This is a genomic window from Haloferax gibbonsii ATCC 33959 (assembly GCF_000336775.1).
GTDB lineage: Archaea > Halobacteriota > Halobacteria > Halobacteriales > Haloferacaceae > Haloferax > Haloferax gibbonsii.
Genome location: NZ_AOLJ01000014.1, coordinates 88012 through 113490, shown reverse-complemented (window position 1 = coordinate 113490; position 25479 = coordinate 88012). Strand labels below are relative to the sequence as shown.

At 69.1% G+C, this 25479-nt stretch carries 27 protein-coding genes; 19 read left to right on the top strand and 8 right to left on the bottom strand.

Translation table 11 applies throughout. The features are described 5' to 3' along the window. Positions 1–73: 73 nt before the first annotated feature. From C454_RS08980 to C454_RS08970, 3 genes are all read right to left on the bottom strand, one after another. Positions 74–1186 carry a pyridoxal-phosphate-dependent aminotransferase family protein gene (locus tag C454_RS08980; RefSeq protein WP_004974740.1) on the bottom strand — a complete coding sequence of 371 codons (1113 nt, stop codon included), beginning with the start codon at positions 1184–1186 and terminating at the stop codon, positions 74–76. A 153-nt stretch (positions 1187–1339) separates the two neighbouring features. Continuing rightward, the gene (locus C454_RS08975) at positions 1340–2329 is read right to left on the bottom strand and encodes a VOC family protein (protein WP_004974739.1); all 990 of its coding nucleotides are present in this window, start codon (positions 2327–2329) and stop codon (positions 1340–1342) included. A gap of 111 nt (positions 2330–2440) precedes the next feature. Beyond that, on the bottom strand, positions 2441–3346 hold the full coding sequence (locus tag C454_RS08970; protein ID WP_004974738.1) for a helix-turn-helix transcriptional regulator: 906 nt from the start codon (positions 3344–3346) through the stop codon (positions 2441–2443). 564 nt (positions 3347–3910) lie between these two features. On the opposite strand from C454_RS08970, the gene C454_RS08965 reads away from it, so the two are divergent. The 3 genes from C454_RS08965 to C454_RS08955 all read left to right on the top strand — a co-directional run bounded on the left by C454_RS08965 (position 3911) and on the right by C454_RS08955 (position 7031). Next, the gene (locus C454_RS08965; protein ID WP_004974737.1) at positions 3911–5302 is read left to right on the top strand and encodes an FAD-binding oxidoreductase; all 1392 of its coding nucleotides are present in this window, start codon (positions 3911–3913) and stop codon (positions 5300–5302) included. A 66-nt stretch (positions 5303–5368) separates the two neighbouring features. Next, positions 5369–6253: an aldo/keto reductase gene (locus C454_RS08960; protein ID WP_004974736.1), complete on the top strand. Its 885-nt coding sequence runs from the start codon at positions 5369–5371 to the stop codon at positions 6251–6253. 31 nt (positions 6254–6284) lie between these two features. After that, a complete protein-coding gene (locus tag C454_RS08955; RefSeq protein ID WP_004974735.1) occupies positions 6285–7031 on the top strand; it encodes a class I SAM-dependent methyltransferase in 747 nt (248 codons plus the stop codon). 9 nt (positions 7032–7040) lie between these two features. On the opposite strand, the gene C454_RS08950 is transcribed toward C454_RS08955, so the two are convergent. The 4 genes from C454_RS08950 to thiE form a co-directional block, all read right to left on the bottom strand. Continuing rightward, complete coding sequence (locus tag C454_RS08950) at positions 7041–7838, bottom strand: HpcH/HpaI aldolase family protein (protein WP_004974733.1); 798 nt, start codon at positions 7836–7838, stop codon at positions 7041–7043. 75 nt (positions 7839–7913) lie between these two features. Further along, positions 7914–8771, bottom strand: coding sequence for a bifunctional hydroxymethylpyrimidine kinase/phosphomethylpyrimidine kinase (thiD, locus tag C454_RS08945; RefSeq protein WP_004974732.1), 858 nt, complete (start codon positions 8769–8771; stop codon positions 7914–7916). Beyond that, complete coding sequence (gene thiM / locus C454_RS08940; protein ID WP_004974729.1) at positions 8772–9668, bottom strand: hydroxyethylthiazole kinase; 897 nt, start codon at positions 9666–9668, stop codon at positions 8772–8774. It lies immediately after the preceding gene. Then, positions 9665–10297, bottom strand: a complete 633-nt coding sequence (gene thiE, locus C454_RS08935) for a thiamine phosphate synthase (protein WP_193363457.1) — start codon at positions 10295–10297, stop codon at positions 9665–9667. The genes thiM and thiE overlap by 4 nt, the downstream gene beginning before the upstream one ends. A 180-nt stretch (positions 10298–10477) precedes the next feature. Between thiE and C454_RS08930 the strand changes: the two genes are divergently transcribed. From C454_RS08930 to C454_RS08920, 3 genes are all read left to right on the top strand, one after another. Then, a complete protein-coding gene (locus C454_RS08930; RefSeq protein ID WP_004974726.1) occupies positions 10478–11053 on the top strand; it encodes a flavodoxin domain-containing protein in 576 nt (191 codons plus the stop codon). A 30-nt stretch (positions 11054–11083) separates the two neighbouring features. Beyond that, positions 11084–11896: a hypothetical protein gene (locus C454_RS08925; RefSeq protein WP_004974724.1), complete on the top strand. Its 813-nt coding sequence runs from the start codon at positions 11084–11086 to the stop codon at positions 11894–11896. Between the two features lie 132 nt (positions 11897–12028). Beyond that, positions 12029–15181, top strand: coding sequence for an FAD-binding and (Fe-S)-binding domain-containing protein (locus C454_RS08920; protein ID WP_004974723.1), 3153 nt, complete (start codon positions 12029–12031; stop codon positions 15179–15181). A 5-nt stretch (positions 15182–15186) separates the two neighbouring features. Here the strand turns inward: C454_RS08920 and C454_RS08915 are convergent, their stop codons facing one another. Next, positions 15187–15843 (bottom strand): hypothetical protein, encoded by a 657-nt coding sequence (locus tag C454_RS08915; RefSeq protein ID WP_049905058.1) that lies wholly within the window; start codon positions 15841–15843, stop codon positions 15187–15189. 174 nt (positions 15844–16017) lie between these two features. Here C454_RS08915 and C454_RS08910 point away from each other — a divergent pair, with 174 nt between their 5' ends. The 13 genes from C454_RS08910 (at position 16018) to C454_RS08850 (ending at position 25465) form a co-directional block, all read left to right on the top strand. Continuing rightward, positions 16018–17154, top strand: coding sequence for a pyridoxal-phosphate-dependent aminotransferase family protein (locus C454_RS08910; RefSeq protein WP_004974718.1), 1137 nt, complete (start codon positions 16018–16020; stop codon positions 17152–17154). 127 nt (positions 17155–17281) lie between these two features. After that, on the top strand, positions 17282–17554 hold the full coding sequence (locus C454_RS08905) for a hypothetical protein (RefSeq protein ID WP_004974715.1): 273 nt from the start codon (positions 17282–17284) through the stop codon (positions 17552–17554). Between the two features lie 72 nt (positions 17555–17626). Beyond that, entirely contained in the window at positions 17627–18232 is a 606-nt protein-coding gene (locus tag C454_RS08900) for a hypothetical protein (RefSeq protein WP_004974713.1), read from the top strand. 88 nt (positions 18233–18320) lie between these two features. Then, complete coding sequence (gene hisD, locus C454_RS08895) at positions 18321–19601, top strand: histidinol dehydrogenase (RefSeq protein ID WP_193363458.1); 1281 nt, start codon at positions 18321–18323, stop codon at positions 19599–19601. A 120-nt stretch (positions 19602–19721) separates the two neighbouring features. Continuing rightward, a complete protein-coding gene (locus tag C454_RS08890; RefSeq protein WP_004062279.1) occupies positions 19722–20087 on the top strand; it encodes a HesB/IscA family protein in 366 nt (121 codons plus the stop codon). 39 nt (positions 20088–20126) lie between these two features. Further along, positions 20127–20375 (top strand): DUF5816 domain-containing protein, encoded by a 249-nt coding sequence (locus C454_RS08885; RefSeq protein ID WP_004974710.1) that lies wholly within the window; start codon positions 20127–20129, stop codon positions 20373–20375. 87 nt (positions 20376–20462) lie between these two features. After that, positions 20463–20807: a DUF7116 family protein gene (locus C454_RS08880; protein ID WP_004974708.1), complete on the top strand. Its 345-nt coding sequence runs from the start codon at positions 20463–20465 to the stop codon at positions 20805–20807. Between the two features lie 56 nt (positions 20808–20863). Further along, complete coding sequence (locus C454_RS08875; protein WP_004974705.1) at positions 20864–21577, top strand: hypothetical protein; 714 nt, start codon at positions 20864–20866, stop codon at positions 21575–21577. Next, on the top strand, positions 21574–22233 hold the full coding sequence (locus tag C454_RS08870; RefSeq protein WP_004974704.1) for a hypothetical protein: 660 nt from the start codon (positions 21574–21576) through the stop codon (positions 22231–22233). Before C454_RS08875 ends, C454_RS08870 begins: the two co-directional genes overlap by 4 nt. A 99-nt stretch (positions 22234–22332) precedes the next feature. After that, positions 22333–23142 (top strand): helix-turn-helix transcriptional regulator, encoded by an 810-nt coding sequence (locus tag C454_RS08865; protein ID WP_004974701.1) that lies wholly within the window; start codon positions 22333–22335, stop codon positions 23140–23142. 109 nt (positions 23143–23251) lie between these two features. Continuing rightward, positions 23252–23464 carry a dodecin gene (locus C454_RS08860; protein ID WP_004969446.1) on the top strand — a complete coding sequence of 71 codons (213 nt, stop codon included), beginning with the start codon at positions 23252–23254 and terminating at the stop codon, positions 23462–23464. A gap of 120 nt (positions 23465–23584) precedes the next feature. Next, positions 23585–24964 carry a bifunctional metallophosphatase/5'-nucleotidase gene (locus C454_RS08855; RefSeq protein WP_049905057.1) on the top strand — a complete coding sequence of 460 codons (1380 nt, stop codon included), beginning with the start codon at positions 23585–23587 and terminating at the stop codon, positions 24962–24964. A gap of 93 nt (positions 24965–25057) precedes the next feature. Continuing rightward, positions 25058–25465 (top strand): universal stress protein, encoded by a 408-nt coding sequence (locus C454_RS08850; protein ID WP_004974696.1) that lies wholly within the window; start codon positions 25058–25060, stop codon positions 25463–25465. Positions 25466–25479 lie beyond the last annotated feature (14 nt).

The window sequence follows — 25479 nt, the reverse complement described above, 5'->3', positions numbered from 1 at the left end:
CGAACCGCTCGGCGACGACGAGGGAGAGGTCGAACTGCGGGTGCGGCACCTGCGTCGGGGTCCGCTACGAACCCTACAGGCCGGCCACGTCTTCGATGGCGTCGGTCAGCGCCTTGATCGACTCCACGTCGTGTTCGCCCATGTGGCCGATGCGGAACGTCTTCTCGCCGAGCGCGGAGCCGTAGCCGTTCGAGAAGGCCATGTCGTACTTCTCGGAGACCTCCTCGATGGTGGCGGCGACGTCGATTCCCTGCGTGTTCTCGATGCAGGCGACGGTCTGGGACTCGTAGCCCTCCTCGGGGAACATGTCGAAGTGCTCGTAGGCCCAGTCGCGGGTGTACTCGGCCATCTCGCGGTGGCGCTGGTCGCGGCCATCGTGGCCCTCTTCGAGCATGTACTTCATCTGCTTGCGGTACGCGAGCATGATGGGAATCGCGGGGGTGGAGTGGGTCTGACCCTTGCGGTCGTAGTAGTCGAGGGCGCGCTGGAAGCCGCCGTACCACGACGCGGAGTCCTTCGACAGCTCGCGCTCGTAGGCCGCGTCGCTGACGGTGCAGATGGCCAGTCCCGGCGGCATGGCGAACGCCTTCTGCGACGAGGCGAAGATGACGTCGATGTTGTGCTCGTCGATGTCGACGTAGTCGCCGCCGAGGGCGGACACCGCGTCGACGACGAAGTAGGTGTCGGGGTACTCGGCGACCACGTCGCCGATCTCCTCGATGGGGTTGCGGACGCCGGTCGAACTCTCGTTCATCACGGTGGCGACCACGTCGTAGTGCTCGTCGCTGGACTCCAGCGCCTCGCGGATGTCCTCGGGCTTGATGGCCTGCCCCCACTCGTACTCGATGCGGTCGACGTTCTTGCCGAGGCGCTCCGCGACGTTCGCGTGGCGCTCGCTGAAGCTTCCGCAGGTCGGCACGAGGATGTTCTCGTCGACGAGGTTGAGCGTCGACGACTCCCAGATTTCGGTGCCCGACCCCGTGAGAATCATCAGGTCGTTGTCCGTGCCGAGGAACTCCTTCGTGTCCTCGACGATGGTCGTATAGAGGTCGGTCATGCGGTCCATCCGGTGACCGAACATCGGCTGGCACATCTCCTCGATGACGTCCTCGCGCACCTCGGTCGGACCGGGGATGTACAGCGTCTTGTCCTGATAGTCGTCCGTGTATTCGCGTTTTTCCGTCACGTCATCCACCTAAGTACGGACCACTGCGTCGCGGGCGATGATGGTACTTGTGATTGCGACACTCGTCGCGGTGGCTCACGGGGTGCTAACACGGGGCAAAACGGGCGGCGTCGACGGGTGGAAAACGGCTCCGGGGCGAGGTCGTTCCGAGGCTCAGTCGTCGGCCTCGGCGGACTCGGCCCGCGGGACCGTCACGTCGGTCAGCCCGGCCTCTATCTGCTCGCGCCGGCCTTCGAACTCGCCGGGGAGGACGAGGCGGCCGCCGAGGTCGTCGAGGGGTTCGTCGGCGGTGTAGCCCGGCCCGCTCGTGGCGAGTTCGAACAGCACGCCGCCGAACTCGCGGAAGTAGACCGACCGGAACCAGTGGCGGTTGATCTGTGCGGTCGGGCGCAGGCCCTTCGACTGGACGGCCTTGCGCATCGCCTCTTGGTCCTCGTCGGTCGGCGTCTGGAAGGCGACGTGGTGGACCGTGCCGTGGCCCTGTCGGCTGCTCTCGATGGTCGGCAGCACGTCCACGTACTTCCCGACGCTCCCGGTCGCGGCGAACCGCGTCCGCTCGTCGCCGGGGGTGTCGCCCTGCGCTTCTTCGGTCCCGACGCGCTCGAAGCCCATCGTTTCGAGCAGGTCTTCGGTGGGCTGGGGGTCGCCCAGCCAGAGCGTCACGGAGTGGAAGCCGCGAATCGCGGCCTCCTCGGGGACGAACTCGGTCCACGGGACCGTCGGGTCGTCGTCGGGAATCTCGACTTCGACCAGTTCGACCGGGAGGCCGTCGGGGTCGCTGAAGGGGAGGACCGTCTCGCCGAACCGCTCGACTCGGTCGTCGTAGTCGACGCCGTACTCGTCGAATCGGTCCTCCCAGTAGTCGAGACTGCCCTCGGGCACGCGGAACGCGGTCCGCGAGACCTGCCCGGTGCCGACCTTCCCCCGCGAGAGGTTCTCCCACGGGAAGAACGTCATGCTCGTGCCGGGGGTCCCCTCCGCGTCCGTGAAGAAGAAGTGGTACGTGCTGGGGTCGTCCTGGTTGATGGAGCGCTTGGCGAGGCGGAGCCCGAGCGTCTCGACCCAGAAGTCGAGGTTCTGCTGCGGGTCGCCCGCGATGCAGGTGACGTGGTGAATGCCGGGTGTGGGCGTGGGTTCTGCCATGGGCGGTCCTACGGGCCGCAAGGACTTGAGTATCCGCTGACGCGAGTGTTACCGGGTCGCGGCGGCGTCATCGCGCCGACCGCGAGCCCGACCGACCGGACGGAGTACCCGTTATACCTCCGACATCTCCGCATCGAGCGACTCGGAATCCGCCCTGACCGACGCGTAGACGCGCTCGGCCCACTGTCGCGCGATTGGCGCGTCGGTGTCGACGAAGACCTCCATGAGTCCGGTCGTCCCGTCGTAGCCGCCGATGCCGACCCGGTCGTCGTAGATGGCGAGTCCGTAGGGGAAGTCGCCGCGGGTTCGAAGCCGCAGGTGGCCGCGCTCGACGGCGTTCTGGGCTCGTTCCGGGTACGTCTCGAACAGCCGCGCCACGATTTCGGGGCGGTAGATAATCTCCGTCTCCGTCTCGTCGAAGATGTGCCGATGGAACTCGCCGAGGACGAGCGGCGCCATGTGCGTCGTGTTGAACCCGCGGAACGTCTCCGACCCGCGGACGAGCTCGACGAACCGCTCGACCGGCCGATACGGGTCTTCGGGTGCCGCGACGGTCACCGTCGCGTCCGCGAACGGCTCGACGACGAACTCGTCGTGGTCGTCGCAGATGGCGTCGAGGAGCGGCGTCAACCGCCGGGCGGTTCGGACGTTCGCCTCGAATCGGAGGACCTCCTCGGCGACGACTTCTCCGAGGCCGGTCAACCGGAATCGGTGGTCGATTCGCTCGCCCAGCCCCCGTTCGTCCAGCCAGCGCGTAAAGCGGTGGCTGGTCGCCTTCGAGACGTCGAGGCGCTCTTCGATACCTCGCCTGTCGAGCGGTTCGTCGAGGAGCGCTTCCAGTAGCGGACCGTGCCGGACGATGTCCACGAGGTCGTCCGTCTCGACGCGCCCGCCCGCGGTCGACAACTGTTGGCCGAGATACCGGCGATTCCGCGCGTTTTTGAGAATCGCGTCCAGAACCGACGGCTCCGGCGGCGAACCGTCACCGCTGCCGGACCCGTCGCCGTGAGTGTGCATGACAATCACTAGCTTATTGGTCGGCGGGAGTAGTAACTCCATCCCTCGGCGCTCGGTAGTCATCGGCGCGCTCCTTCGACACCTATCTCCCCGTCGGTTGGGTTCCACCGACTCGGCACATCGTCTCGGTTGAAGGACTTTGCAGTCCTCGTCGCCTGATAGGGACCGCGTGACACAGACAGAGGGTGTGTCTATCAGACTTGAATCGCATTCTTCGCCGGACTACGTCGATGGGCAAATACAGCTAAACAGACCCCAAGAAGAACAGCAAGAACCCCCGGAATGAGATACACGATATTCGGAGCGCATTCTCCACCTCCGGAACACATCTGACGCTGGAATGCGTACCAGACCGAGATACAGCCGAGAAAGAGACTGAGACCACCGAATCCCTGAAGAATGCGAGACCAATTCATACTGTACAACCACTCTGGGATTGGAAAATAGCTTCCGTAGAGACCAAGAGCAGTTTGACCCGACCGTCTCACGGGGTGAAACCCGACTCACGCCGGAACACACCGCTCAGGAGTTGAGGCTAACGGGCGTGCGAACGAATAGCACGGTATGGCTAACGACCAGCAACGCGACTCCTTCGAGGCGAGTCTTCGCGGGCCCGTCCTCCGACCGGAGGACGCCGAGTACGACGAGGCTCGCGCGGTGTGGAACGGGATGATAGACAGGCGACCGTCGCTCATCGTCCGCTGTGCGGGCGTCGCCGACGTGGTTCGGTCGGTGAACTACGCGCGCGAGAACGACCTCGTCGTCGCGGTGCGCGGCGGCGGCCACAACGTCGCGGGGACGGCCGTCTGCGACGACGGCATCGTCATCGACCTCTCGGAGATGACGAGCGTTCGGGTCGACCCCGACGCGCGAACCGCGTGGGTCGGAGGGGGCGCGCGGTGGGCCGACGTCGACCACGAGACGCAACTGTTCGGGCTGGCCGCGCCGGGCGGCGTCGTCTCCGACACCGGCGTCGCGGGGCTCACGCTCGGCGGCGGCCTCGGACACCTCCGCCGGAAGCACGGCCTCAGTTGCGACAACCTCCGGTCGGTGGAACTCGTCACCGCCGCCGGCGAGGTGGTGACCGCGAGCCGAGACGAGAACGCCGACCTCTTTTGGGGACTCCGCGGCGGCGGCGGCAACTTCGGCGTCGTCACCGGCTTCGAGTTCGAACTCCACCCCGTCGGCCCGGACGTGGCGATGTGTCTGGTGTTCTATCCCGCGGCGGACATCCCGGACCGCCTGCGGGACTTCCGCGAGTACGCGCGGTCCGCCCCCGACGAGGTGAGCGCGCTCACCTTCTCGGGCGTGCTTCCCGACGAGGAACTGTTCGGCGACGCGGCGTCGGTTCCCAAACTCGGTATCCTCGGCTGCTACGCCGGGCCGCCCGAGGAGGGGACCGCGGCGCTCGCACCCCTGCGCGAGTTCGCCGACCCAATCGCCGACTTCAGCGGCGTGATGCCCTACGTCGAACTCCAGCGCCTCCTCGACGAGGATTACCCCGACGGCATGCGCTACTACTGGAAGTCGCTCTACCTCGACGGCCTCTCCGACGACGTTCTCGAACGGCTCGACCACTGGACGGCCGCCGCGCCGTCGCCGCTTTCGACCGTCGATATCTGGCACCTCGGCGGCGCGATAGCCGACGTCGGCGCGGACGAGAGCTCCTTCGCCGGTCGGCGCGCGCCGTATCTCCTCGGCGTGGAGGGCAACTGGGAGGACCCCGACGCCGACGAGGAGAACGTCGCGTGGGTCCGCGACTGCATCGACGATATGCGGCGGTTCTCCGACGGCACCGTCTACCTGAACTTCCCCGGGTTCCTCGAAGGCGGAGACGAGACGATGCAGACCACGTTCGGTCCCGCCTACGAGCGCCTCGTCGACCTGAAAGACGAGTACGACCCGGCGAACCTGTTCCGGCTGAATCAGAACGTCGCGCCGTCGGCCTCCCCGTGACCCGCGTCACGGAAAACGGCCGGGGGGAGACGCACGTTTTTGTCCGTCGACGGTGACGTTCGACGTATGCAAACCCGCGCACTCGGCGACACCGGCCACGAGAGTAGTATCGCGACGTTCGGCGCTATCGCGCTCAACTGGCTCGAACAGGAGGGCGCGAACCAGATGGTCGAACACGTCCTCTCGAAGGGCGTCAACCACTTCGACGTGGCCCCGACCTACGGCGACGCGGAACTCAAACTGGGCCCGAAGCTCCGCCAGCACCGCGAGGACATCTTCCTCGGCTGCAAGACCCAAGAGCGGGGCTACGAGGGCGCAAAGCGGAAGCTCGACCGCTCGTTCGACCGCCTCGGCGTCGACTACATCGACCTCTATCAGGTCCACGGCCTCGAATACGAGTCCGAACTGGACGAAATCACGGCGGACGACGGCGCGCTCGCGGCCTTCCGCGAGGCGAAAGACGAGGGGAAAATCGGCCACATCGGCCTGACGAGTCACGGGAACCCGGGGCTCATCCGCGACGCCATCGACCGCATCGACGACCTCGAAACGCTGATGTTCCCGCTGAACCCCGTCGTCGTCGGCAAGGGCGACGACGAACACGACTACGCGGGCGTCTTCGAGGCGGCCGAGGAGGCCGGAATCGGCACCCTCGGAATCAAGGCGTTCGCCCGCGGGCCGTGGCCCGACACCGACGAACTACCCGAGGCCGACCGGCCGTTCCCCAACTGGTACGAGCCGGTCGACACCCCGGGCGAAATCGCGGAGCGGTTCGACTTCGCGGCCGCCCAGGGCCTCACGAGCGTCGTCACGCCGGGCGACCCGAAGCTCGTGGCGATGGTCCTCGACGCCGCGACGCGGTACAACGGCATGGACGAGACGGCCCAGCGGTCTCTCATCGAGCGCCTCCGGCACGACGAGAGCCCGGTTCCGGAGCAACTGCACCACTAGCGAGCGAACGGCTCTACCCTCGATTCCCGCGATGGACGTTCCCACGACCGTCACGGCCGCCCTCGACGACCGTCCGGTCCGCGGCGCGGTCTGTCTGGAGGCCGGCGCGGGGACCGGCAACACCACCGCCGGACTCCTCGACGCGGGCGCGGAGCGCGTCTACGCCGTCACGAACGACCCGGAGCACGCGGAACTCGTCCGCGACCGCGTGGCCCCGTCGCCGACGGACCGAGCGAGAACCGCGGTGCTGGAGGCCGACGTTCGGAGCCTCCCCCTCGCCGACGACGCGGTCGATATCGTCACCGCCCACGGGCTGTTCAACCTCGTCGGTCCCGAGTCGCTCGCCGCCGTCGCGAGCGAGCTAACGCGGGTCGCCGCGCCCGGCTGTCACCTCGTCGTCGACGACTACGAACCGCTCCCCGACGACGCCGCGGTTCGGGAGCTGTTCGCGCTCGAAAACGCGGCGAGCCAGTTGGCCCGCGGGCGGCCCGCGCTGACGTTCTACCCGGCCGACGCGCTCAGGGCGCTGTTCTCGGGGCACGGCTGGCGCTTCGACCGCGAACTGACCCTGCTGGACCCGGTTCCGTGGTCCGCGAGCCACGTCGAGGCGCACGCGTCGGTGGCGACGTCGCTGGCGGCTGAAGTCCCCGGCGAGATGGGGAAGTGGCTCGCCGCCGAAGCCGACCGCGTCGCCGCCGCGGTCGAATCGGAGTCCGCGGGCGAGATGTACAGCGTGGCGATGCGGCTGTCCGACTCGGGGTCGGACGCGACAGAGTAGGCGCGGGCGCTACGCTTCGCGGTCGAACGTCGCGGCGTCGAACCAGCCGTCGACGACGCCCTTGAGCGCGCCGGTGGTGCTGCCGAGGTTGATGAGCTGATAGCCGTTTTCCGCCTTCTCGTTCACGTCGTCCATGCCGAAGCCGAGCCCGCCGACGGGGACGCCGGCCTCGACCGCGGCCGAGCGGACTCGCTCGACGGCCTCCTGCACGTCCGGGTGGTCTATCTCGCCGGGGTGGCCGAGCGCCACCGAGAGGTCGAACGGGCCGATGAAGACGAAGCCCAGTTCGGGCACGTCGAGAATCGCGTCGAGGTCCGAAAGCGACTCGGCGGTCTCGATGGTCACGCCGACGAGGGTCTCGCGGTCCTCGCTCGCGACGTAGTCGTCGGCGAGCCCCCACCGGCGGGCGCGCGGCGACGCGAGGCCGCGGTCGCCGGGGCCGTCGCCGTAGGTGAATCGGGCTGACCGAACCGCCTCGCGGACCTCCGCGGCCGACTCCACGCGCGGGAGGAAGACGTTCCTGACGCCGAGGTCGAGGGCTTTCCGGACGAACTCCGGGTCCGTCGTCGGGAGTCGGACTAACGGCTCGATGCCGGTTCGTTCCGCCGCGCGGAGGAGGTTCTCCATCGCGCCCGAGTCGAGCGAACTCGGTCCGCCGTGTTCGAGGTCGAGCCACACGAAGTCGACGCCGAGTTCGCCGTAGAACTCCACGAGCGTCGGGCTGTAGGTGTTGTCGAGGACGCCGAGCGCGACGCCGCCACTCTCGATTCGGGCGCGGAGCGCGTTCGCGGCTGCTTTCTCTGCCATGTCCGTGATACGACACGTGTCTGCAAAAAGGCGCGTGCCGCGAGCGCCTCGGACGAGTGCCGGCGCGCCCGGCGGTCAGTCGTCGCCGTCGGGCGCGTCCGCGTCGGGGGTCCAGCCGTCGCCGACGCCGACGAGGTGGTTCACGCTCCCCGCGCCCTCGCCCACGTCGGCCGGTTCGGCGAGGGTCGCGCGCGTGAACTCGATGCCGTTGCGGACGGCGTCGGCGAGGTCGTCGCCGCGGGCGAGTCGGGCGGCGACGGCGCTCGAAAGCGTACAGCCAGACCCGTGAGTCGCCGTCGCGTCGATGCGCGGATTGACGAACGTCGTCGTCTCCGTCGGCGTGACGAGCGTGTCAACCACGGTGTCGTCGTCGGTGGCGACGTGGCCGCCCTTCAGGAGCACGGCGTCGACACCCCGGTCGAAGAACCAGTCGGCTGCCTCGGAGACGGCTGCCGGCGAGTCGGGGAACACGCCCGTCAGCGCCTCGGCCTCGTCGGCGTTCGGGGTCGCGAGCGTCGCCCGCGCGAACAGGGCGTCGTAGGCGTCGACGGCGTCCTCGTCCAGCAGTCGGTCGCCGGAGGTGGCGACCATCACGGGGTCGAGAACGACCGGGCCGTCGTAGTCGGCGAGGCAGTCGGCGACCGTCTCGACGGCCTCGGCGGTCGCCAGCATCCCGAGTTTGACGGCGGCGACGTCGAAGTCGTCGGCGACGGCCTCGTACTGGGCGCGAATCGACTCGGCCGGGAGGACGTGCGAGCCCTCGACGCCGCGGGTGTTCTGGGCCGTCGCGGCCACGATGACCGACCCGCCGTAGACGCCGAGCCGAGTCATCGTCTTCAGGTCCGCTTGGATGCCCGCGCCGCCGCCGGAGTCGCTGGAGGCGACGGTGAGGACGTACGGCGGCGTCCGCGGGTCGGGGGCGGTCCCCGGCATCTATCGGACCTCGATGCGGTCGATTCGGTCGGCGATGTCTGGCGTCGAGGCGTCCGCGAGTCCGGCGACCGCGTCGAGGAAGGCGATTTTGTAGCTCGCCGGGCCGCGGTAGTCGCCGAACGCGCCCTCTGCGGCGAGTTCGCCCGCGAGCCCGTAGGCCGCGGTCCCGGCGAGCGCCGCCGAAAGCGGGTCGTCGATGGCGGCCCCGAACACGGCGAGCGTCACGCCGAGCATACAGCCGGTGCCGACGACAGCGCCCATCATCGAGTGGCCGGCGTCGACCTCGAAGGCGGCCTCCTCGGTGGCGACGATGTCGGTCTCGCCGGAGGCGACGACGACCGCGCCGGTCTTCCGGGCGCACTCGACGGCCGCGGCGGCGATTTCGGCGTATTCGCCGACCGACTCGACCCCGCGGACCTCGGCGTCGTCGCCGACGAGCGCGGAGATTTCCCCGTAGTTGCCGTTGAGCACGTCCACGTCGAGGTCGGTGACGAGTTGGTCCGCGACCCGGTCGCGCGTCGGGGTCGCACCGACGCCGACGGGGTCGACGACGAGGGGGACGCCGGCCTCGTTCGCGGCGCGACCGGCAGTCAGCATCGTCTCCTCGCCGGACTCGCTCACGGTCCCCATGTTGAGCAGACAGCCGTCGGCGATGCCGACCATGTCGCCGACTTCGCGCTCGTCGTCGGACATGACCGGCAGGCCGCCCCAGTAGAGCGTGATGTTCGCCACGTCGTTGACCGTCACGTCGTTCGTGACCGAGTTGATGAGCGGCTGTTCGCCCGCGACGGCGGCCAGCACCTCGTCCAGCGCCACGTCAGGCACGCCGCCCGGACCGGTCGCGCCGTCCGAACCGCCCTGTCCACCCGCGCCGTCAGCGTCGTCTCGTCCGCTCATCGGCGGTCCCTCCCGGCGGCGACCGAGTCGGCGAGGTGGCGGGTCGCGTCGGCGGGGTCGTCAGCGGCGGTGATGGCCGAGACGACCGCGACGCCGTCGGCCCCGGCGGCGACCACGTCGGCGGCGTTGCCGGGCGTGACGCCGCCGATGCCGACGAACGGAATCGAGACGGCGTCCGCGATGGCCGACACCCGCTCGGTCCCGATTTCGGACTGCTCGGGGTCCGTGTCCTTCGTGTCCGTGGCGAACACCGCGCCGACGCCGAGGTAGTCCGCGCCGGCCTCCTCGGCGGCTCTCGCGCCCGCGACGGTCGAGACCGACCGGCCGACGATGGCGTCGTCGCCGAGCTGTTCGCGCGCGACCGAGACGGGCACGTCGTCGTCGCCGAGGTGGACCCCGTCGGCGTCGATGGCGGCCGCGATGTCGACCCGGTCGTTGACGACGAGGGTGACGCCCGCGTCGGCCGTCACGGCGCGAACCTCGCGGCCGACCTCGTAGCGGTCGCGGGCGCTCGCGTGCTTCTCGCGGAGTTGAACGACGTCGACGCCGCCGTCGACCGCGGCCTGCACCACGTCCGGCGTCGACCGCCCGCCGGAGCGGTCCGACTGCGTGACCAGATAGGTTCCCATCGAGATATTCATGAGTTGTATTCTGAGGTGATGCGGCGACGGGGAAAATAGTTCCTCCTCGCGGGTCGGAGTCGACTCGGCCGGCTTCGCGTCGAATCGGGACGCGGTCGGTTCTCGGGGGGTGAGAGGCTGTGTGTGGGGTTATGCTGTGAGCGAACCAACAGGTACGCGGTGAGCTGTATGGGGACGATACTCGTCGCGTACGGGAGCAAAGAGGGACAGACCGAGAAGATAGCCGGGCGCATCGCCGAGGCGCTGGCGGCGCACGGGCACGACGCGAGGACCGCCTCGGTCGCCGATTCGGACGTTGGCGAGGCGCTCGCCGACGCCGACGCGGTGCTCGTCGGGTCGTCGATTCATCTTGGCGCGCACTCGAAGCCGGTCTACGAGTTCGTCCGCGAGCACCGCGACGACATCGAGGCGCGGCCCAACGGCTTCTTCCAGGTGTCGCTGTCGTCGGCGCTCGACGACGAGGACGCCCGCGCCGAGGTCGCGACGTACCTCGACGAGTTCGTCGAAGAGAGCGGCTGGCATCCGGAGCGGATGGCCGCGTTCGGCGGGGCGCTTCGGTACTCGGAGTACGGCTTTCTCACCCGGATGATGATGAAGCGCATCGCCAAGGACGCGACCGGCGACACGGACGCCTCCCGCGACTACGAGTACACCGACTGGGACGAAGTCGAGTCGTTCGCCGCCGACTTCGCCGAGTTCGTGGAGTCGACCGCGGGCACCGCCGCGGGAGGTGCGGCGGTCTGAGCGGGCAGACTAGCCCGCTCGGTGGTTTCGATGAACGTCCGCACACTCGGCATCGTCGTCGTCGCCGCGCTCGTCGTGGTCGCGGTCGCGGCCGGCGGCCTCTGGGCGTTCGGCCGGCTCTCGTTTCTCGACTCCTACGGGAGCCAGTACGACTACAGCGTCCGCGTCTCGGCCGACGAACCGATTTCGAACGTGACGGTCCTCGTGCCGTTACCCGTCAGCGACGGCTCCTCGGCGGTCGGCGACGCCGTCGAGTCCCGCGAGTACCTGCTTCCGACGGGCTGGGCCTACGACGTGGTCGAAACGGAGTCCGGCCCGATGCTCCGCCTCCGGGCCGACGAGATTCCCGCCGACCCGACCTACTACCGGGCGGTCGTCGAGAACGACCGACTGGTCCGCTGGGAGCCGATTCCGGCGAGCGAGTACAGTCAGAACGACTCCGACACGCTCCGCGTCGAACACGACGCAATAGACCTGTTCGCCGACGTGCGGGTGAACCAGTCCATCGACACGCTCGCGCCCGAGGGGACGGAACCCCTGTTCGAACCGCGAGAGAACGCCCGGCTCGTCCCGTGTGACTGGCCGAGCAACAGCGACGACACCCGGTGTTACGACTACGAGTCGGTGCTGTTCGTGCGGTACGACGGCCCCGAGACGACGAACGTCTCGGTGAGCGTCGAACTCCGCGGCGCGAACTCGTGGTGGGTCGGCGGCTGGAACTACAACGAGTACGTCGACCACGTCGCCGCCTACGACCTCCCGGCGGACCGCCAGGGCTGGGTTGTCGCCGACGGCGAACTGCGGACCGGCGTCGGGAACTACCCCCGGAACCCGCCGCAGTAGACGGGTTCTCACCCAACTCGGCACACTCGGCCCGCGCGCGACGAAGCCGGTCCGCCGCGAACGACTACCGCTTCTGGCAAACATGGCGAGTCACACACAGGTTTTTGCTATCCTGCACGATTATACGTGATAATGTCTGGCGACGGCCCTTCGCGGGCGACCCGAATCGCGGCGGAGACGGACGGCGAGGAACGAGGCGACTTCCGGCGGTTTCAGGAGTCGCGCGACTACGACGTGGTCGACGTAGCCGAGCACGCCGACCTCGCCGCCGACCTCCGGGAAGTCGTCTCCGGCGAGGTGCGCTTCGACGAGTACGCGCAGGTGCTGTACGCGACCGACGGCTCGATTTACCGGGCGCGCCCGGCGGGCGTGGTCGTCCCCCGCGACGAGGACGACGTGCGCGCCGCGGTGCGGACGGCGGCCGAGCACGACGTTCCCGTCCTCCCGCGCGGGGCGGGGTCGTCGCTGGCGGGACAGACCGTCGGCCCCAGGTGCGTCGTCATCGACTGCTCGAAGTACATGGACGAAATCGTCTGCGTGGACCCCGACGCGCGGCGGGCGCGGGTCCAACCCGGCGTGGTGCAGGACGACCTCGACGACCGCCTCGCCGACCACGGACTGAAGTTCGCGCCGGACCCCGCCTCATCGAACCGGGCGACCGTCGGCGGCGGCATCGGCAACAACTCCACGGGCGCGCACTCGGTCCGCTACGGCATCACCGACGCCTACACCGAGGAGTTGCGGGTCGTCCTCGCCGACGGGTCGGTCGTCCACACCCGCGACGTGGTCGTCGGGAGCGACGAGTGGGATCGCATCGTCGGGAAGGACGACCGCGAGGCCCACCTCTACCGGACCGTCCTCGGCCTCGTCGAGGAACACGAAGACGAAATCGAGCGGCGGTATCCGAGCCTCAAGCGGTCGGTGTCGGGCTACAACCTCCACAAGGTCGTCTCCGAGACCGACGGCGGCGAGACGGTTATCAACCTCTCCAAACTGTTCGTCGGCGCGGAGGGCACCCTCGGCGTCGTCGTCGAGGCCACCGTGTCTCTCGTGACGGTCCCCGAGGAGACGGCGCTCGTCCTCTACGCCTACGACGACCTCGTGGAGGCGATGGCGGCGGTCCCCGACGCGCTCGACTTCGACGCCAGCGCGGTCGAACTCATGGACGACGAGGTGCTGCGGATGGCCGCCGAGTCCAGCGAGTACGCCCAGTACGTCGAGGAAATTCCCGACGGGACGGCCGCGACCCTGATGCTGGAGTTCGACTCCGAACTGCACGACGACTTCGAGGCGGTGATTCGCGAGGCGAACGAGCACTTCCTGCGAGACGGCGACGCCGAGTCGGAGGCGGGTGACGACGCCGACGGCGGCGCGTTCGACGCCATCGAGGCGTACACGCCCGCGGCGCAGGCGGACCTCTGGAAGCTCCGCAAGGCGGCGATTCCGCTCCTCATGTCGCTGCCGGGCGACCCGAAGCCCTACCCGTTCATCGAGGACGCGAGCGTCCCCCCCGAGGAGTTGGCGGAGTACGTCCAGTCGTTCGAGGCGGTGCTGGAAGACCACGGCACCTCGGCCGCGTACTTCGCCCACGCCGGCGCGGGGACGCTCCACATCCGCCCGATTCTGAACCTGAAGGACGGCGCGGGCATCGAGACGATGCGCGCCATCACCGACGACGTGACCGACCTCGTGTTGGATCATCGCGGGGCGTTCTCGGGCGAGCACGGCGACGGGATGGCCCGAACCGAGTGGAATCCCAAGATGTACGGCCCCGAACTCTGGGGCGCGTTCAAGGAGCTGAAAACGGCGTTCGACCCCGACTGGCGCATGAACCCCGGGAACGTCGTCTACCGGGACGGTCCCTCCGACCCGGGGCCGGACGGCGACCGCGGCGTCGGCGCGGACATGCGCGAGAACCTCCGGTACGGCGCGGCCTACCAGTCCATCGAGCCCGCGACGACGCTGGACTTCTCGGACGAGAGCGGCTTTTCGCACCTCGTCGAACTCTGCAACGGCTGCGGCACCTGTCGGCAGACCGGGTCGGAGACGATGTGTCCGACCTACCGCGCCTCGAAGGACGAGGCCGAGACGACCCGCGGGCGGGCCAACATGCTCCGCGCAGCCATCAGCGGCGACCTCCCGGAGGACGAGATTCACTCAGACCGGTTCCAAGAGGAGGTCCTCGGGCTCTGCGTCGGCTGTAAGGGCTGTCAGAACGACTGCCCGACCGGCGTCGATTTGGCGAAGCTCAAAGCCGAGGTGAAACACGCCCACCACGCCGAGGAAGGCGCGTCGCTCCGCGAGCGCCTGTTCGCCAATATCGACCGGCTGGCCGGCGTCGGGAGCGCCCTCGCGCCCGTCTCGAACTGGGCGGCCGAGATTCCGGGTGCGCGGGCCGCGATGGAGCGACTCGCGGGCATCGCCCCGGACCGGTCGCTCCCCTCGTTCACCCGCGACACGCTCGAATCGTGGATGGACGCGCGACGACCCCGCGTGCCGGCGTCCGAAGCCGACCACCGCGTCCTCCTGTTTCCCGACACCTACACGAACTACGTCACGCCCGAAATCGGCAAGGCGGCGGTGCGGGTGCTGGAGGCCGCCGGCGTCCACGTCCGCCTCGCGGAGGGCGTCGAGCCGAGCGGTCGCGCCGCCTACTCCGGCGGCTTCCTCGACCTCGCGCGGCGGCGCGCGGGACACAACGTCGAGACGCTCCGCCCATCGGTCGAAGACGGCTGGTCGGTCGTCTTCGTCGAGCCCTCGGACGCGGTGATGTTCCAAGACGAGTACGCCGACCTCCTGCCGGACGACGCGGTCGCGCCGGTCGCCGCGGCCGCCTACGGCGTCATGGAGTTCCTCGACACCCACCGACTGGACGAGACTCTCCCGATTCGCGGGCGCTCGCCCGACGGCGACGCGGCCGGACCCGTCACCTCCGCGGTCGCCGACGGCGGCGCGCTCGGCTCCCTCACCTACCACGGCCACTGCAACCAGAAGGCGCTGAACAAGGACCACCACGCGGTGGGCGTCCTCCGGCGGGTCGGCTACGAGGTCGACCCGCTCGATTCGAGCTGTTGCGGCATGGCTGGGAGCTTCGGCTACGAGGCCGAACACTACGACCTCTCGAAGGCCATGGGAGACATCCTGTTCGAACAGGTCGACGAGAGCCGGGGCGACGAAGTGGTCGCTCCCGGCGCGTCGTGTCGGACGCAACTGGAAGACAGGGACGACGCGGCGCGACGACCGCCGCACCCGATAGAGAAGGTTGCGCAGGCGCTGTCGGGCTGAGCGGGCTACTCGAAGCACTCGACCGGCCGGCCGGAGTTCCACGGGTCGGGGACGAGACCGTCGGGAGCGTCTGAAGACCGGAGGGGCGGGGTGCGAATGACGACCGACTCGTCGGCGTAGTACGTCACGATGATTTGGGGGGAGTCACCGGCGACGTACCCGTCGGAGTGGGAGACGACCTCCGTGTAGGTGTACGTCAGTCGAACGACCGCGGCCCCGTCAGGCGCGCCGTACGGCCGGGCGTCCCGGAGACTCAACGAGTGGGCGACGAGCGACGACCCCCGGTCCGCGACTAACTCGTTGTGCCGGTACGCCCGCTCGTACGCCTCGATGTATTCGGTCCCCCGGTCGGAATCCGCGAACGAGTCCGGGCGCGTCGGGTAGGCCACCGGTCGGAGCGCGTCGGCGTTCTCGCCGGTCGGCGACGCCGGTTCGGGTCGAGATGCCGCCGAACAATCGTACTCCGGTGGCGCGTTCCTCGCGGTGGCTCTCTCGGTCCCCGAAACCGTGGGTGGTTCGGCCGTCGTCTCCGGTGCCGTCGCCACCTCACTCTCCGTCTCTCCGGTGCGCCCGCCAACGTCGAGACAACCGCCGGTGACCACCGAGACCGCAGTCCCCGTCGCCGCCAAGAGCCGCCGCCGAGTGAGCCGAGAGGCGTTCATGTTGAACGGAAGACATCAACTGATAACTGTCTTTTGGGTGGTTCGGTCGCCCGCCGAGCCCAGTTCACAGCGTTCCGCAATCACATCCCTTTTGCCCGTTTGCGTGGCACGTGCAGTCAGACCATGTCCGATGCACCCGATGTCGGCGAACTCACCCCGCCGAATCGCACGCTGATGGGCCCCGGCCCGAGCGACGTCCACCCGCGCGTGCTCCGCGCGATGTCCACGCCGCTCGTCGGTCACCTCGACCCGTCGTTTATCGACATCATGAACGAGGTGCAGGAGCTCATGCGTTACACGTTCCGCACCGACAACAAGTGGACGATTCCGGTCTCGGGGACCGGGTCGGCGTCGATGGAGGCGGCCATCGGCAACCTCGTCGAACCGGGTGACACGATGCTCGTCCCGACGAACGGCTACTTCGGCGGGCGCATGGAGTCGATGGCCGAGCGCGCCGGCGGCGAGGTCGTCCACGTGGACGCGCCGTGGGGCGAGCCGCTCGACCCCGCTGACGTGCAGGACGCCTTCGACGAACACCAGCCGGACGTGTTCGGGTTCGTCCACGCCGAGACCTCGACGGGCGTGAAACAGCCGGGCGTCCCCGAACTGACGAGCATCGCCCACGACCACGACGCGCTCGTCGTCGCCGACACCGTCACCTCGCTGGGCGGGGTCGAACTCGAAGTCGACGACTGGGGCATCGACGTGGCCTACTCCGGGCCGCAGAAGTGCCTGTCGTGCCCGCCGGGCGCGAGCCCGCTGACGCTCAACGACCGCGCGATGGACAAGGTGCTCTCGCGGGAGGAGCCGCCTCGTTCGTGGTACCTCGACCTGTCGCTGCTTGAGGGCTACTGGGGCGACGACCGCTCGTACCACCACACCGCGCCAATCACCAACGTCTACGCCATCCGCGAGGCGCTCCGACTGGTCGCCGAGGAGGGCATCGAGGAGCGGTGGGCGCGCCACCGCCGGGTCGCGGGCGCGCTGAAAGCCGGCGTCGAGGCGATGGGCCTCGGACTCAACCCCGAAGACGAGTACTGGCTGCCGAGCCTCAACGCGGTGCTCGTCCCCGACGGCGTCGACGCGGGCGCGGCCATCGACTACGTGCTCGACCACTACGACCTCGAAATCGCCGGCGGCCTCGGCGCGCTCGCGGGCGACATCTTCCGCGTCGGCTGTATGGGCCACTCGGCGCGGCCGGAGAACGTCTCGTTCCTCCTGACCGCCCTCGGCGAGGCGCTGGAGGCGCAGGGCGCGGACGTGGACCCCGAAGCCGGGTTCGCCGCCATGCGCGAGCAGTTGGGTCAGTAGCGCCCCCGAACCGGCGGCAATTCGACGCGAACCGCGGCGAAACTCGGCGAAACCGGCGCAAAACGCCCGCCACGGTGTCCCGTATTCATGAGCGTCGCTCCGCGAGTGGCGACCGAAGCGATTCACCATGAACCGACGCAGACTCACCCTCGTCGGCGTCGCGCTCGCGGCTCTCGTCGCGACCGCGGGCGTCGCCGCCGCCGCACCGAGCGACAACGCACGCGAATCGTCCCCCGCCTCCGAGGCCGGCCAGCAGGGGCCGCCCGGCGAACTCCCCGGCCCGGTCCCGGAGTTCGTCTCGGACATCCACGACCTCGTTAGCGACTTCCTGAACGAGGCCCTCGACGGGTCGCTTGGGGACTCGCTAAGCGACCTCGCCACCGACTTTTCGGGTGCGTAACTAAGTGCGACCCGAAGGTAGCCGGCAACTGAGCTGAACGACAGCCGTCCAAGACGAAGTTTCAATTCAGTTATGAGACGAACACTCCTCGTCGCCGCGACAGTTCTGGTCCTCCTCACGGCCGGCGTCTCGGCCGCGTTCGTGACCGGAATCGGACCGTTCTCCGACGACGCCGACGACTCAGACGAACCGTTCCCCACGCAGACGACCGCGCCGCCCGACGACGGCGACAGCGGCGACAGCGGTAGCAGCGACAGCGGAAGTAGTGACAGCGAGAGCGGAGACAGCAGTAGCGGCGACGGAGACGGCGACGCGTCCGAGAGCGAATCGGTGCCGCCGTTCGGCGTCGTCGTCGACAACATCGAGAAGTGCGGCCAGACGTGCCGCGACGTGACGAGCACGATAACCAACCAGCAGGACGCCGACAGTTCCGGCGTCACCGTCTACAGCCGCATCTTCGTCGGTAACAGCACCGACCCGGACGACGAGGTCTGGCGCGGGTCCCAAGCGGTCGGCGACCTCGCGGCCGGCGAGTCCTACACGACGACGAAGCGCGTCAAACTCTCGTACTCCGAGGCGTTCGCGGTCCGACAGGCCGACGGCTGGATTACGGTCCAGACGACCATCGAGACCGACGACCGGACGCTGACGTACACGGAACAGCGCGACGTGGCGTAGGTCGCGCGAGGCCGCGGCGCGGGACGCGAGCGCCGCCCACCGCTTCCGCAACGACTTTTCGCGCCGGCCGCAAAGCCGGGGTATGAACATCGAGGTTCGCGAACTGGCCGACCTCGGCACCGACGCCCGCCGCGCCTTCTTCGAGCGGGACGCCGGGGTCGAGGAGGTTCGCTCCGACGTGCGCGACATCGTCGAGCGCGTCCGCCGCGAGGGCGACGCGGCGGTCCGTGAGTTCTCAAGCGAGTTCGACGGCGTTCAGGTCGGTAACATCGACGTGACCGACGCCGCCGAGCGCGCCTACGACGAAATCGACGACGACGTGCGCGAGGCCATCGAGGCCGCCGCGGCGAACGTCCGCGAGTTCCACGAAAAACAGGTCCCCGAGGACTGGCGCGAGGAGTTCGGCGACGCCGGCAGCCGCGAGCTCGGGCGTCGCTACCGCCCGCTGGACCGAGTCGGCGTCTACGCACCCGGCGGCACCGCCGCCTACCCGTCGAGCGTCCTGATGGGCGTCATCCCCGCGAAGGTCGCGGGGGTCGAACACGTCGCGGTCACCACGCCGCCCGCGGACCAGATGAACCCCGTCACGCTCGCCGCGATGCACGTCGCGGGCGCGGACGCGGTGTACTCGGTCGGCGGCGCGCAGGGCATCGCCGCGCTCGCCTACGGCACGGAGACGGTGAAGGCCGTCCAGAAGGTCGTCGGGCCGGGCAACAAGTGGGTCACGGCGGCGAAGGCCGAGGTCCGCGGCGACGTGGACATCGACTTCCTCGCCGGTCCCTCCGAGGTGCTCGTCGTCGCCGACGAGACCGCCGAGGCGCGGTTCGTCGCCGCCGACCTCGTCGCGCAGGCCGAACACGACCCGAACGCGTCGGTCGTCGCCGTCACGGACGACGCCGACCTCGCCGAGGAAGTCGTCGCGGAGGTCGAACGACAGGCGAGCGAGCGCGAGCGGACCGAGACCATCGAGGCGGCGCTCGAAGGCGACGCGTCGGGCGTCCTCCTCGCGCGGTCGATGTCCGAGGCGGTGCTGTTCGCCGAGGAGTACGCCGCCGAGCACCTGACGATTCAGGCCGACGACGACGAGGCGCTGTTGGACCGCATCGACTCCGCGGGGAGCGTCTTCCTCGGCCCGTACACGCCCGTCGCGGCCGGCGACTACGCCTCCGGGACGAACCACGTCCTCCCGACGGGCGGCGGCGCGAAGCGACAGGGCGGGCTCTCCGTGGACCACTTCGTCCGCTCGACGACGGTCCAGCGCCTCGACCGCGAGGGACTGTCGGAGCTCTCGGAGACGATTACGACGCTCGCCGAGGCCGAAGGACTCGACGCCCACGCTCAGAGCGTCCGCGAGCGGTTCGAAGAGTAGGCGAACGCGGCTCGTTCGACTCGTTTTCCTCTGACTTGCGGCCGGTAGCCACATCCTACCGAGCCGGCACCGGGTTCCGCCTGCGCCACAGTTAACCGTTCCCACAGTATAGTGGGGCGTATGAGCACGGAATCCGCGAGTGGCGGCGGCGATGTGGCGGTCACGGTCACGCCCGCGGCCGCGGACGAAGCCGTCTCCCTCCTCGAAGGAGAGTCGATGGACACCGACGTGGCGGGCCTCCGGCTGTTCGTTCAGCAGGGCGGTTGCGCCGGGCTGTCCTACGGGATGCGCTTCGACAACGAACCGGAAGACGACGACACGGTCGTCGAACAGCACGGCCTCCGCGTGTTCGTCGACCCCGCGAGCATGAACTACATCGGCGGCTCCACCCTCGACTTCGAGGGCGGCCTGCAGGGTGCGGGCTTCCACGTCAACAACCCGAACGCCGAGAGCAGTTGCGGCTGCGGCGAGTCGTTCCGGACGTAGGGACCAATTTCTTAAGCCACCCCCGCGCGAATCGGTGGCATGGCCGAACTCCAGACCCAGACCGTATCGAGCGGCAAGACTGTCTTCGTCGCCACTGACGAGGCCGAGCGCGGCTCGAAGGGACCGTTCTACGTGGTGTACTCGACCGAGGACGCCGAGAGCCGATGGGGGTACCTCTGCGGTAACTGCGACTCGTTCGACACCGCGATGGACACGATGGCCCGCATCGAGTGCAACAACTGCGGAAACGTCAGAAAGCCCGAGGAGTGGGACGCCGCTCACGAGTAGTCGAGCGCCCGGCGCGACCGTTCGTCAACTATTGGTATGTCATACCGTGGCAATCTTTATCAGGGGTGCGGGTGTACGTAGACGTGCATGGCCCAGGCTTCGATGCCTCCCGTCCAGGAGGCTCGGTCGATATTCGGCCGGCTCGGCTACTCCGTCTCGGGCGACGGAACCGATATGCTGGCCGAACGCAAGTGGCGTACGGTCCACGTGACCGCACTGAGTTCGCGAGAAGCGACCGAATGCCGTCCGGTGCTCGCAGACGGCGGAACCGAGACACCGTATCGGTTCCGCTGCTTCGTGACGTGGGACGACCACATCAGCGCGCTTCGAGAGCGGCTTCGCGGTATCGACCTTCCATACGAGTGGGCAATCATCGGCGTGTCGAACGGTGGTGGGAACGACTACGAGGTCGTTCACGGAACGAACACGTAATCGAAACGGGGCGTCTTCGCCCAAACGTTTTCTCAGCCCGTCGCTAACGGACGAGCATGTCGCAGGCCGCACAGACGGAGCTGGCGCAATTCGTCCGGAGTAGACGGCTCAACGCGGTACTCGCGTGGCTGTTCGTGGGGTTCCTCGTCGCCGTCGCCGTCGGGAGCGTCGTCACCGGCGGCGACCTCGTCTGGGGCGGGTTCGCGGCCGTCGTCGCCGCGGTCACCGTCGTTCCGGCGGTCGCCTTCCGCGAACCGAGAGCGATGCTGCCGTGGGAGGTCGTCGCGCTCGCGTCGCTCCCGCTCGTCGCTCGCGTCCTCGTTCGGGGCCAGACCATCGGCGGCGTGACGTTCACCGGACGCGTCTCGACGTACCTCGCGGTGGCCGCCATCGCGCTCATCGTCGCCGTCGAACTCGACGTGTTCACGCCGGTCCGGATGAACCACTCGTTCGCCGTCTTCTTCGTCGTCATCGCCACGATGGCCGCCGCCGGCGTCTGGGCGGTCGTCCAGTGGCTCTCGGACCTCTATCTCGGGACGCGCCTGCTGTTGAACGGCCGACCCGAACACGTCGTCGAGGCGGGGCTGATGTGGGACTTCGTCGCCGCCACCGTCGCCGGACTCGGGGCCGGGTTGCTGTTCGAGTACTACTTCCGCCGCCGGGCCGGCTCGCGCGAGCGGCTCCCCGAGGAGGTGGCGGACGTCGCCGAGGACGTGAGTCCAGCGGGAACTGACGACGACGCCACGAGAGAGGGCGGTGAGTCGTCGTGAAGATTCGCTCGCACCTCCACATCGACGCGCGACGCCAGCGCCAGCTCTCGCGGGCGATGCAGGTCGTCCTCGTCGGTCTCGTCTTCATCGGCCTCGACCGCGGGAACCTCGGCATCGTCGTCAACGCGCTCGTCGGCCTCGGCGTGACCTACCTCCCGGCGCTACTCGAACGCGACTACCGCATCCCGATGGACGCCGGACTGACGCTCTGGATATCGACGGCGGCGTTCCTCCACGCGCTGGGTACGGTCGGTTTCCCCGGTTCGGAGACCAGTTTCTACGCGGGCGTCTGGTGGTGGGACCACCTCACGCACGCGCTGTCGTCGTCGGTCGTGGCGGCCGCCGGCTACGCGACCGTCCGCGCGGTCGACGAGCACACGGCGGACATCTACCTGCCGCCGCGGTTCATGTTCGTCTTCATCCTGCTTTTCGTGCTCGCGTTCGGGGTCTTCTGGGAAGTCATCGAGTTCGCCATCTCGGGGGTTGCCTCGCTCGCCGGCACCGCGTCGGTGCTGACGCAGTACGGCCTCGACGACACGCTCCTCGACCTCGTGTTCGACGCCGTCGGTGGGGTCATCGTCGCCATCTGGGGGACCGCACACCTCTCCGACGTCGTCGGCGCGTTGCAGAAACGGCTCGAATCAACATCTCGTTGACACGTTGAGGCGGCCGCCGGTCCGCCCGAGCCCCCCGATTGCGGGCGAATATCCGGAGTCCCGATATACATTTGTGTAGGCCCTGAGATGTTCACACCGATGTCGAGTTGGATTGGTGACGAGGACGAAGACGAGGGCGGGGACGCGGCCGACGCGTTCGAGGCGGTCGGCCGCCGCCGTCGGCTTCTCCAGGCGCTCTCGTCGGAGTCGCTTTCGAAGGCCGACCTCGTCCGCGCGCTCTCGGTCTCTCGGTCCACCGTCGACCGCGGCGTCGAGCGCCTCGTTCAACTCGGACTCGTCGAGCGGTCGAACGGCGGCTTCGTCGCCACGAGCGCGGGTCGCGTCGCCTTGGAGACGCACGACGAGGCGCTCCGGTCGATGGCGAACGTGCTCGACGCGAAACCGGTGCTCGACCGCCTCCCGGAATCGGTTAACCCGCCACCTTCGCTGTTCCGCGACGCGGTCGTCTGCACCGGCGACCTCGCGGCGATGGAAGAGTGCTCCCCGCTCGAGTTCGACCTCGGCGAATCGACGAGTATCTCCGGGTTCAACGGCCCGTTCCTGTTCAGCATCTGGCCCGAAGCGCACGAGCAACTCGCGCGGCTCGGTGACAGCGCCACGCTCGTTCTCTCGGCGGAGTCCCTCGACTGGCTCTCGAACCGGTACCCCGACGGGCTCGACGCCATGGTCGACGCCGGCGTCCGCGTGTCCGCGGTCGAAGGCGACCCGCCGTACGGCGTCGTGGTCGTGGACCGACCGACGACGGCGTCGGTCACGCTCGTCGTCTACGACCACATGGGCGGGCCGGAGGCGCTGGTCGTGAGTTACGACTCCGCGGCCGTGTCGTGGGGGCGAACGCGCGTCGCGGCGCGAGCCGAGACGGCGCGTCCGTATCGGCCCGACGAGTGAGCCGCGCACCCTTCCGCCACGTACCGCCGCCCGCCCCTTCGGCTCGTCCCGCCGTCGCCGCCGAATCGGGGACGATTATTTGTGATAGTAAGACGAAGGGTCCGACGAGATGGTGTTCAAGAAAATCACCCTTGTCGGTCGGAGTGCAGAGAGTTTCGACGCCGCCGTCGACGACGCGATTAACCGCGCCGAGGAGACGCTCGCGGGCGTCCACTGGGTCGAAGTAAAGGAACTCGGCGTCGAACTCGCGTCCGTCGAGACCCGAGAGTACCAAGCCGAGGTCGAAGTCGCGTTCGAACTCGAAGGGAAAGACGGCGAGTAGAGACGACGCTCACCCGGTCGAGACCGGCCCGCGTCGGTCCGACTCGGGTTGGCCCACGTCGACGGCGCGGGCCGTCCCGACGGCTTCTTATCCGCCCGCACCGCCACATTCGAGAAGCGAATGCCTCGGCTCCTCCACTACTCCGACATCGAGAACGTCTTCGACGACACCGAGCGCGCCGGCCGCCTCGCGGGTTGCGTCAGCGCCCTCGACGGCGACGACACGCTCGTGGTCGGCACCGGCGACAACACCGCGCCGGGCGTCCTCTCGCTCGTCGAGCGCGGCGGACAGGCGCTCGACTTCTACGACGCCGTGGACGCCGACCTCGAAACGTTCGGCAACCACGACTTCGACTACGGGCCGAGCCGGACCCGCGAACTCGTCGCCGCGAGCCGACCGACGTGGGTCACGAGCAACGTCCACGGCGAGGACGGCGGCCGGTTCGCCGCCGACGAGGGAACCGTCCCGCGAACGACCCGCGAGGTGGACGGGCTGACCCTCGGCTTCTTCGGCGTCACCGACCCCGCGACCGGCACTATCAACCCGGAGGCGGCCGACGTCGGCTTCTCCGACCCCTACGCGGCCGCCGCCGACGCGGCCGCCGCGCTCAGAGACGACGGCGCGGACCTCGTCGTCGCGCTCTCGCACCTCGGTAGCGGCGACGACGAACTCGTCGCCCGGTGCGACGTGGACCTCGTCCTCGGGGGCCACGTCCACGCCGAGCGCGACGACGTGGTCGACGGCGTGCCAATCGTCCGCCCCGGGGCGAACGGCCACGTCGTCTGGGAGGTCCGCGTCGCCGCCGACAGAATCGAGACGGTCCGCCACCGGACCGCCGAGTACCGGGCCGACGAGGGGCTGGTCGCGGCGCTGGCGGGCCGCGTCGACGCCGCCGGCCTCGACGAGGTGCTCTGTCGAATCGACCGCCCGATGGACCGCGCCGAGGAGACCGTCGCGGCCGGCGAGTGCCGCGTCGGCAACGCCATCGCCGACGCCTACCGCTGGGCGACCGGCGCGGACGTGGGGCTGCAGAACAGCGGCGGCATCCGCTCCGGCCCGCCCGTCGGCCCCGACGTGACCCACGCCGACCTCGTGAGCCTCGTCCCCTTCGAGGAGCACCTCGTCGTCGCCGAGGTGACCGGCACGGAGCTACTGGCGGCGTTCGGGGCCGCCCGCGGGACCGAGATGGGCTTCGGCGAACCGGACTGGTGGCACGCCCACGTCAGCGGCGCGCGCATCGTCTGGGACGACGACCGTGACGAGGTCGTCGAGGCGTTCGTCGGCGGCGAGCCGGTCGACCCCGAGGCGCGTTACACCGTCGCCACGAGCGACTACCTGCTCCACAGCACACAGGAGTTCCCGGCCATCACGCAGGCCCACCGCGTCGGCGAGTTCGAGATACAGCACGACGCGCTGGCGCGGTACGCCCGCGAGGTCGGCTTCGACGCCGCGGTCGAAGGGCGCATCGAGCGCCGGTCGGCCACCCGCGCCGACGACTGAGCGCGGTCGAGGGGTCGGAAACGGGCGCGCGTCCGCCGGCCAAGCCGACCGAGAGGGAAAGGTTCACGCACGCCCGGCGAGTGGCTTCGGAGTATGACACGGGTCGTGGTCCCGGTTCGGTACCCCCTCTCGAAACACTCCCGGGCGACGCTCGAAGAGGCCGTCCGCGTCGCGCGCGAGCGCGACGCCGAGCTGACGGTCCTCCACGTCGACCTCTACCAGTCGAACCGCGGCGTCACGCGGACCGAACTCAAGCGGGCGGTCGAAGCCGAGTTCGGCCCGCTCGTCCGCGCGCGCTACGTGGTCCGCCGAGGCTTCCTCGTCGAGGAGACGATTCTCGAAGAGGTCGCCGCCGAGGAGGCCGACATCGTCGTCATCGGGTCGAAACAGGCGAGCCGCTGGCGGCGGATGCTCCGGCGGTTCCTCGACGACCCCGACATCGACGTGTTCCTCCGCGAAAAGCTCGACTGCACGGTCATCACCGTCCGCGCGGACGACTGAGCCGGCGGCTCTCG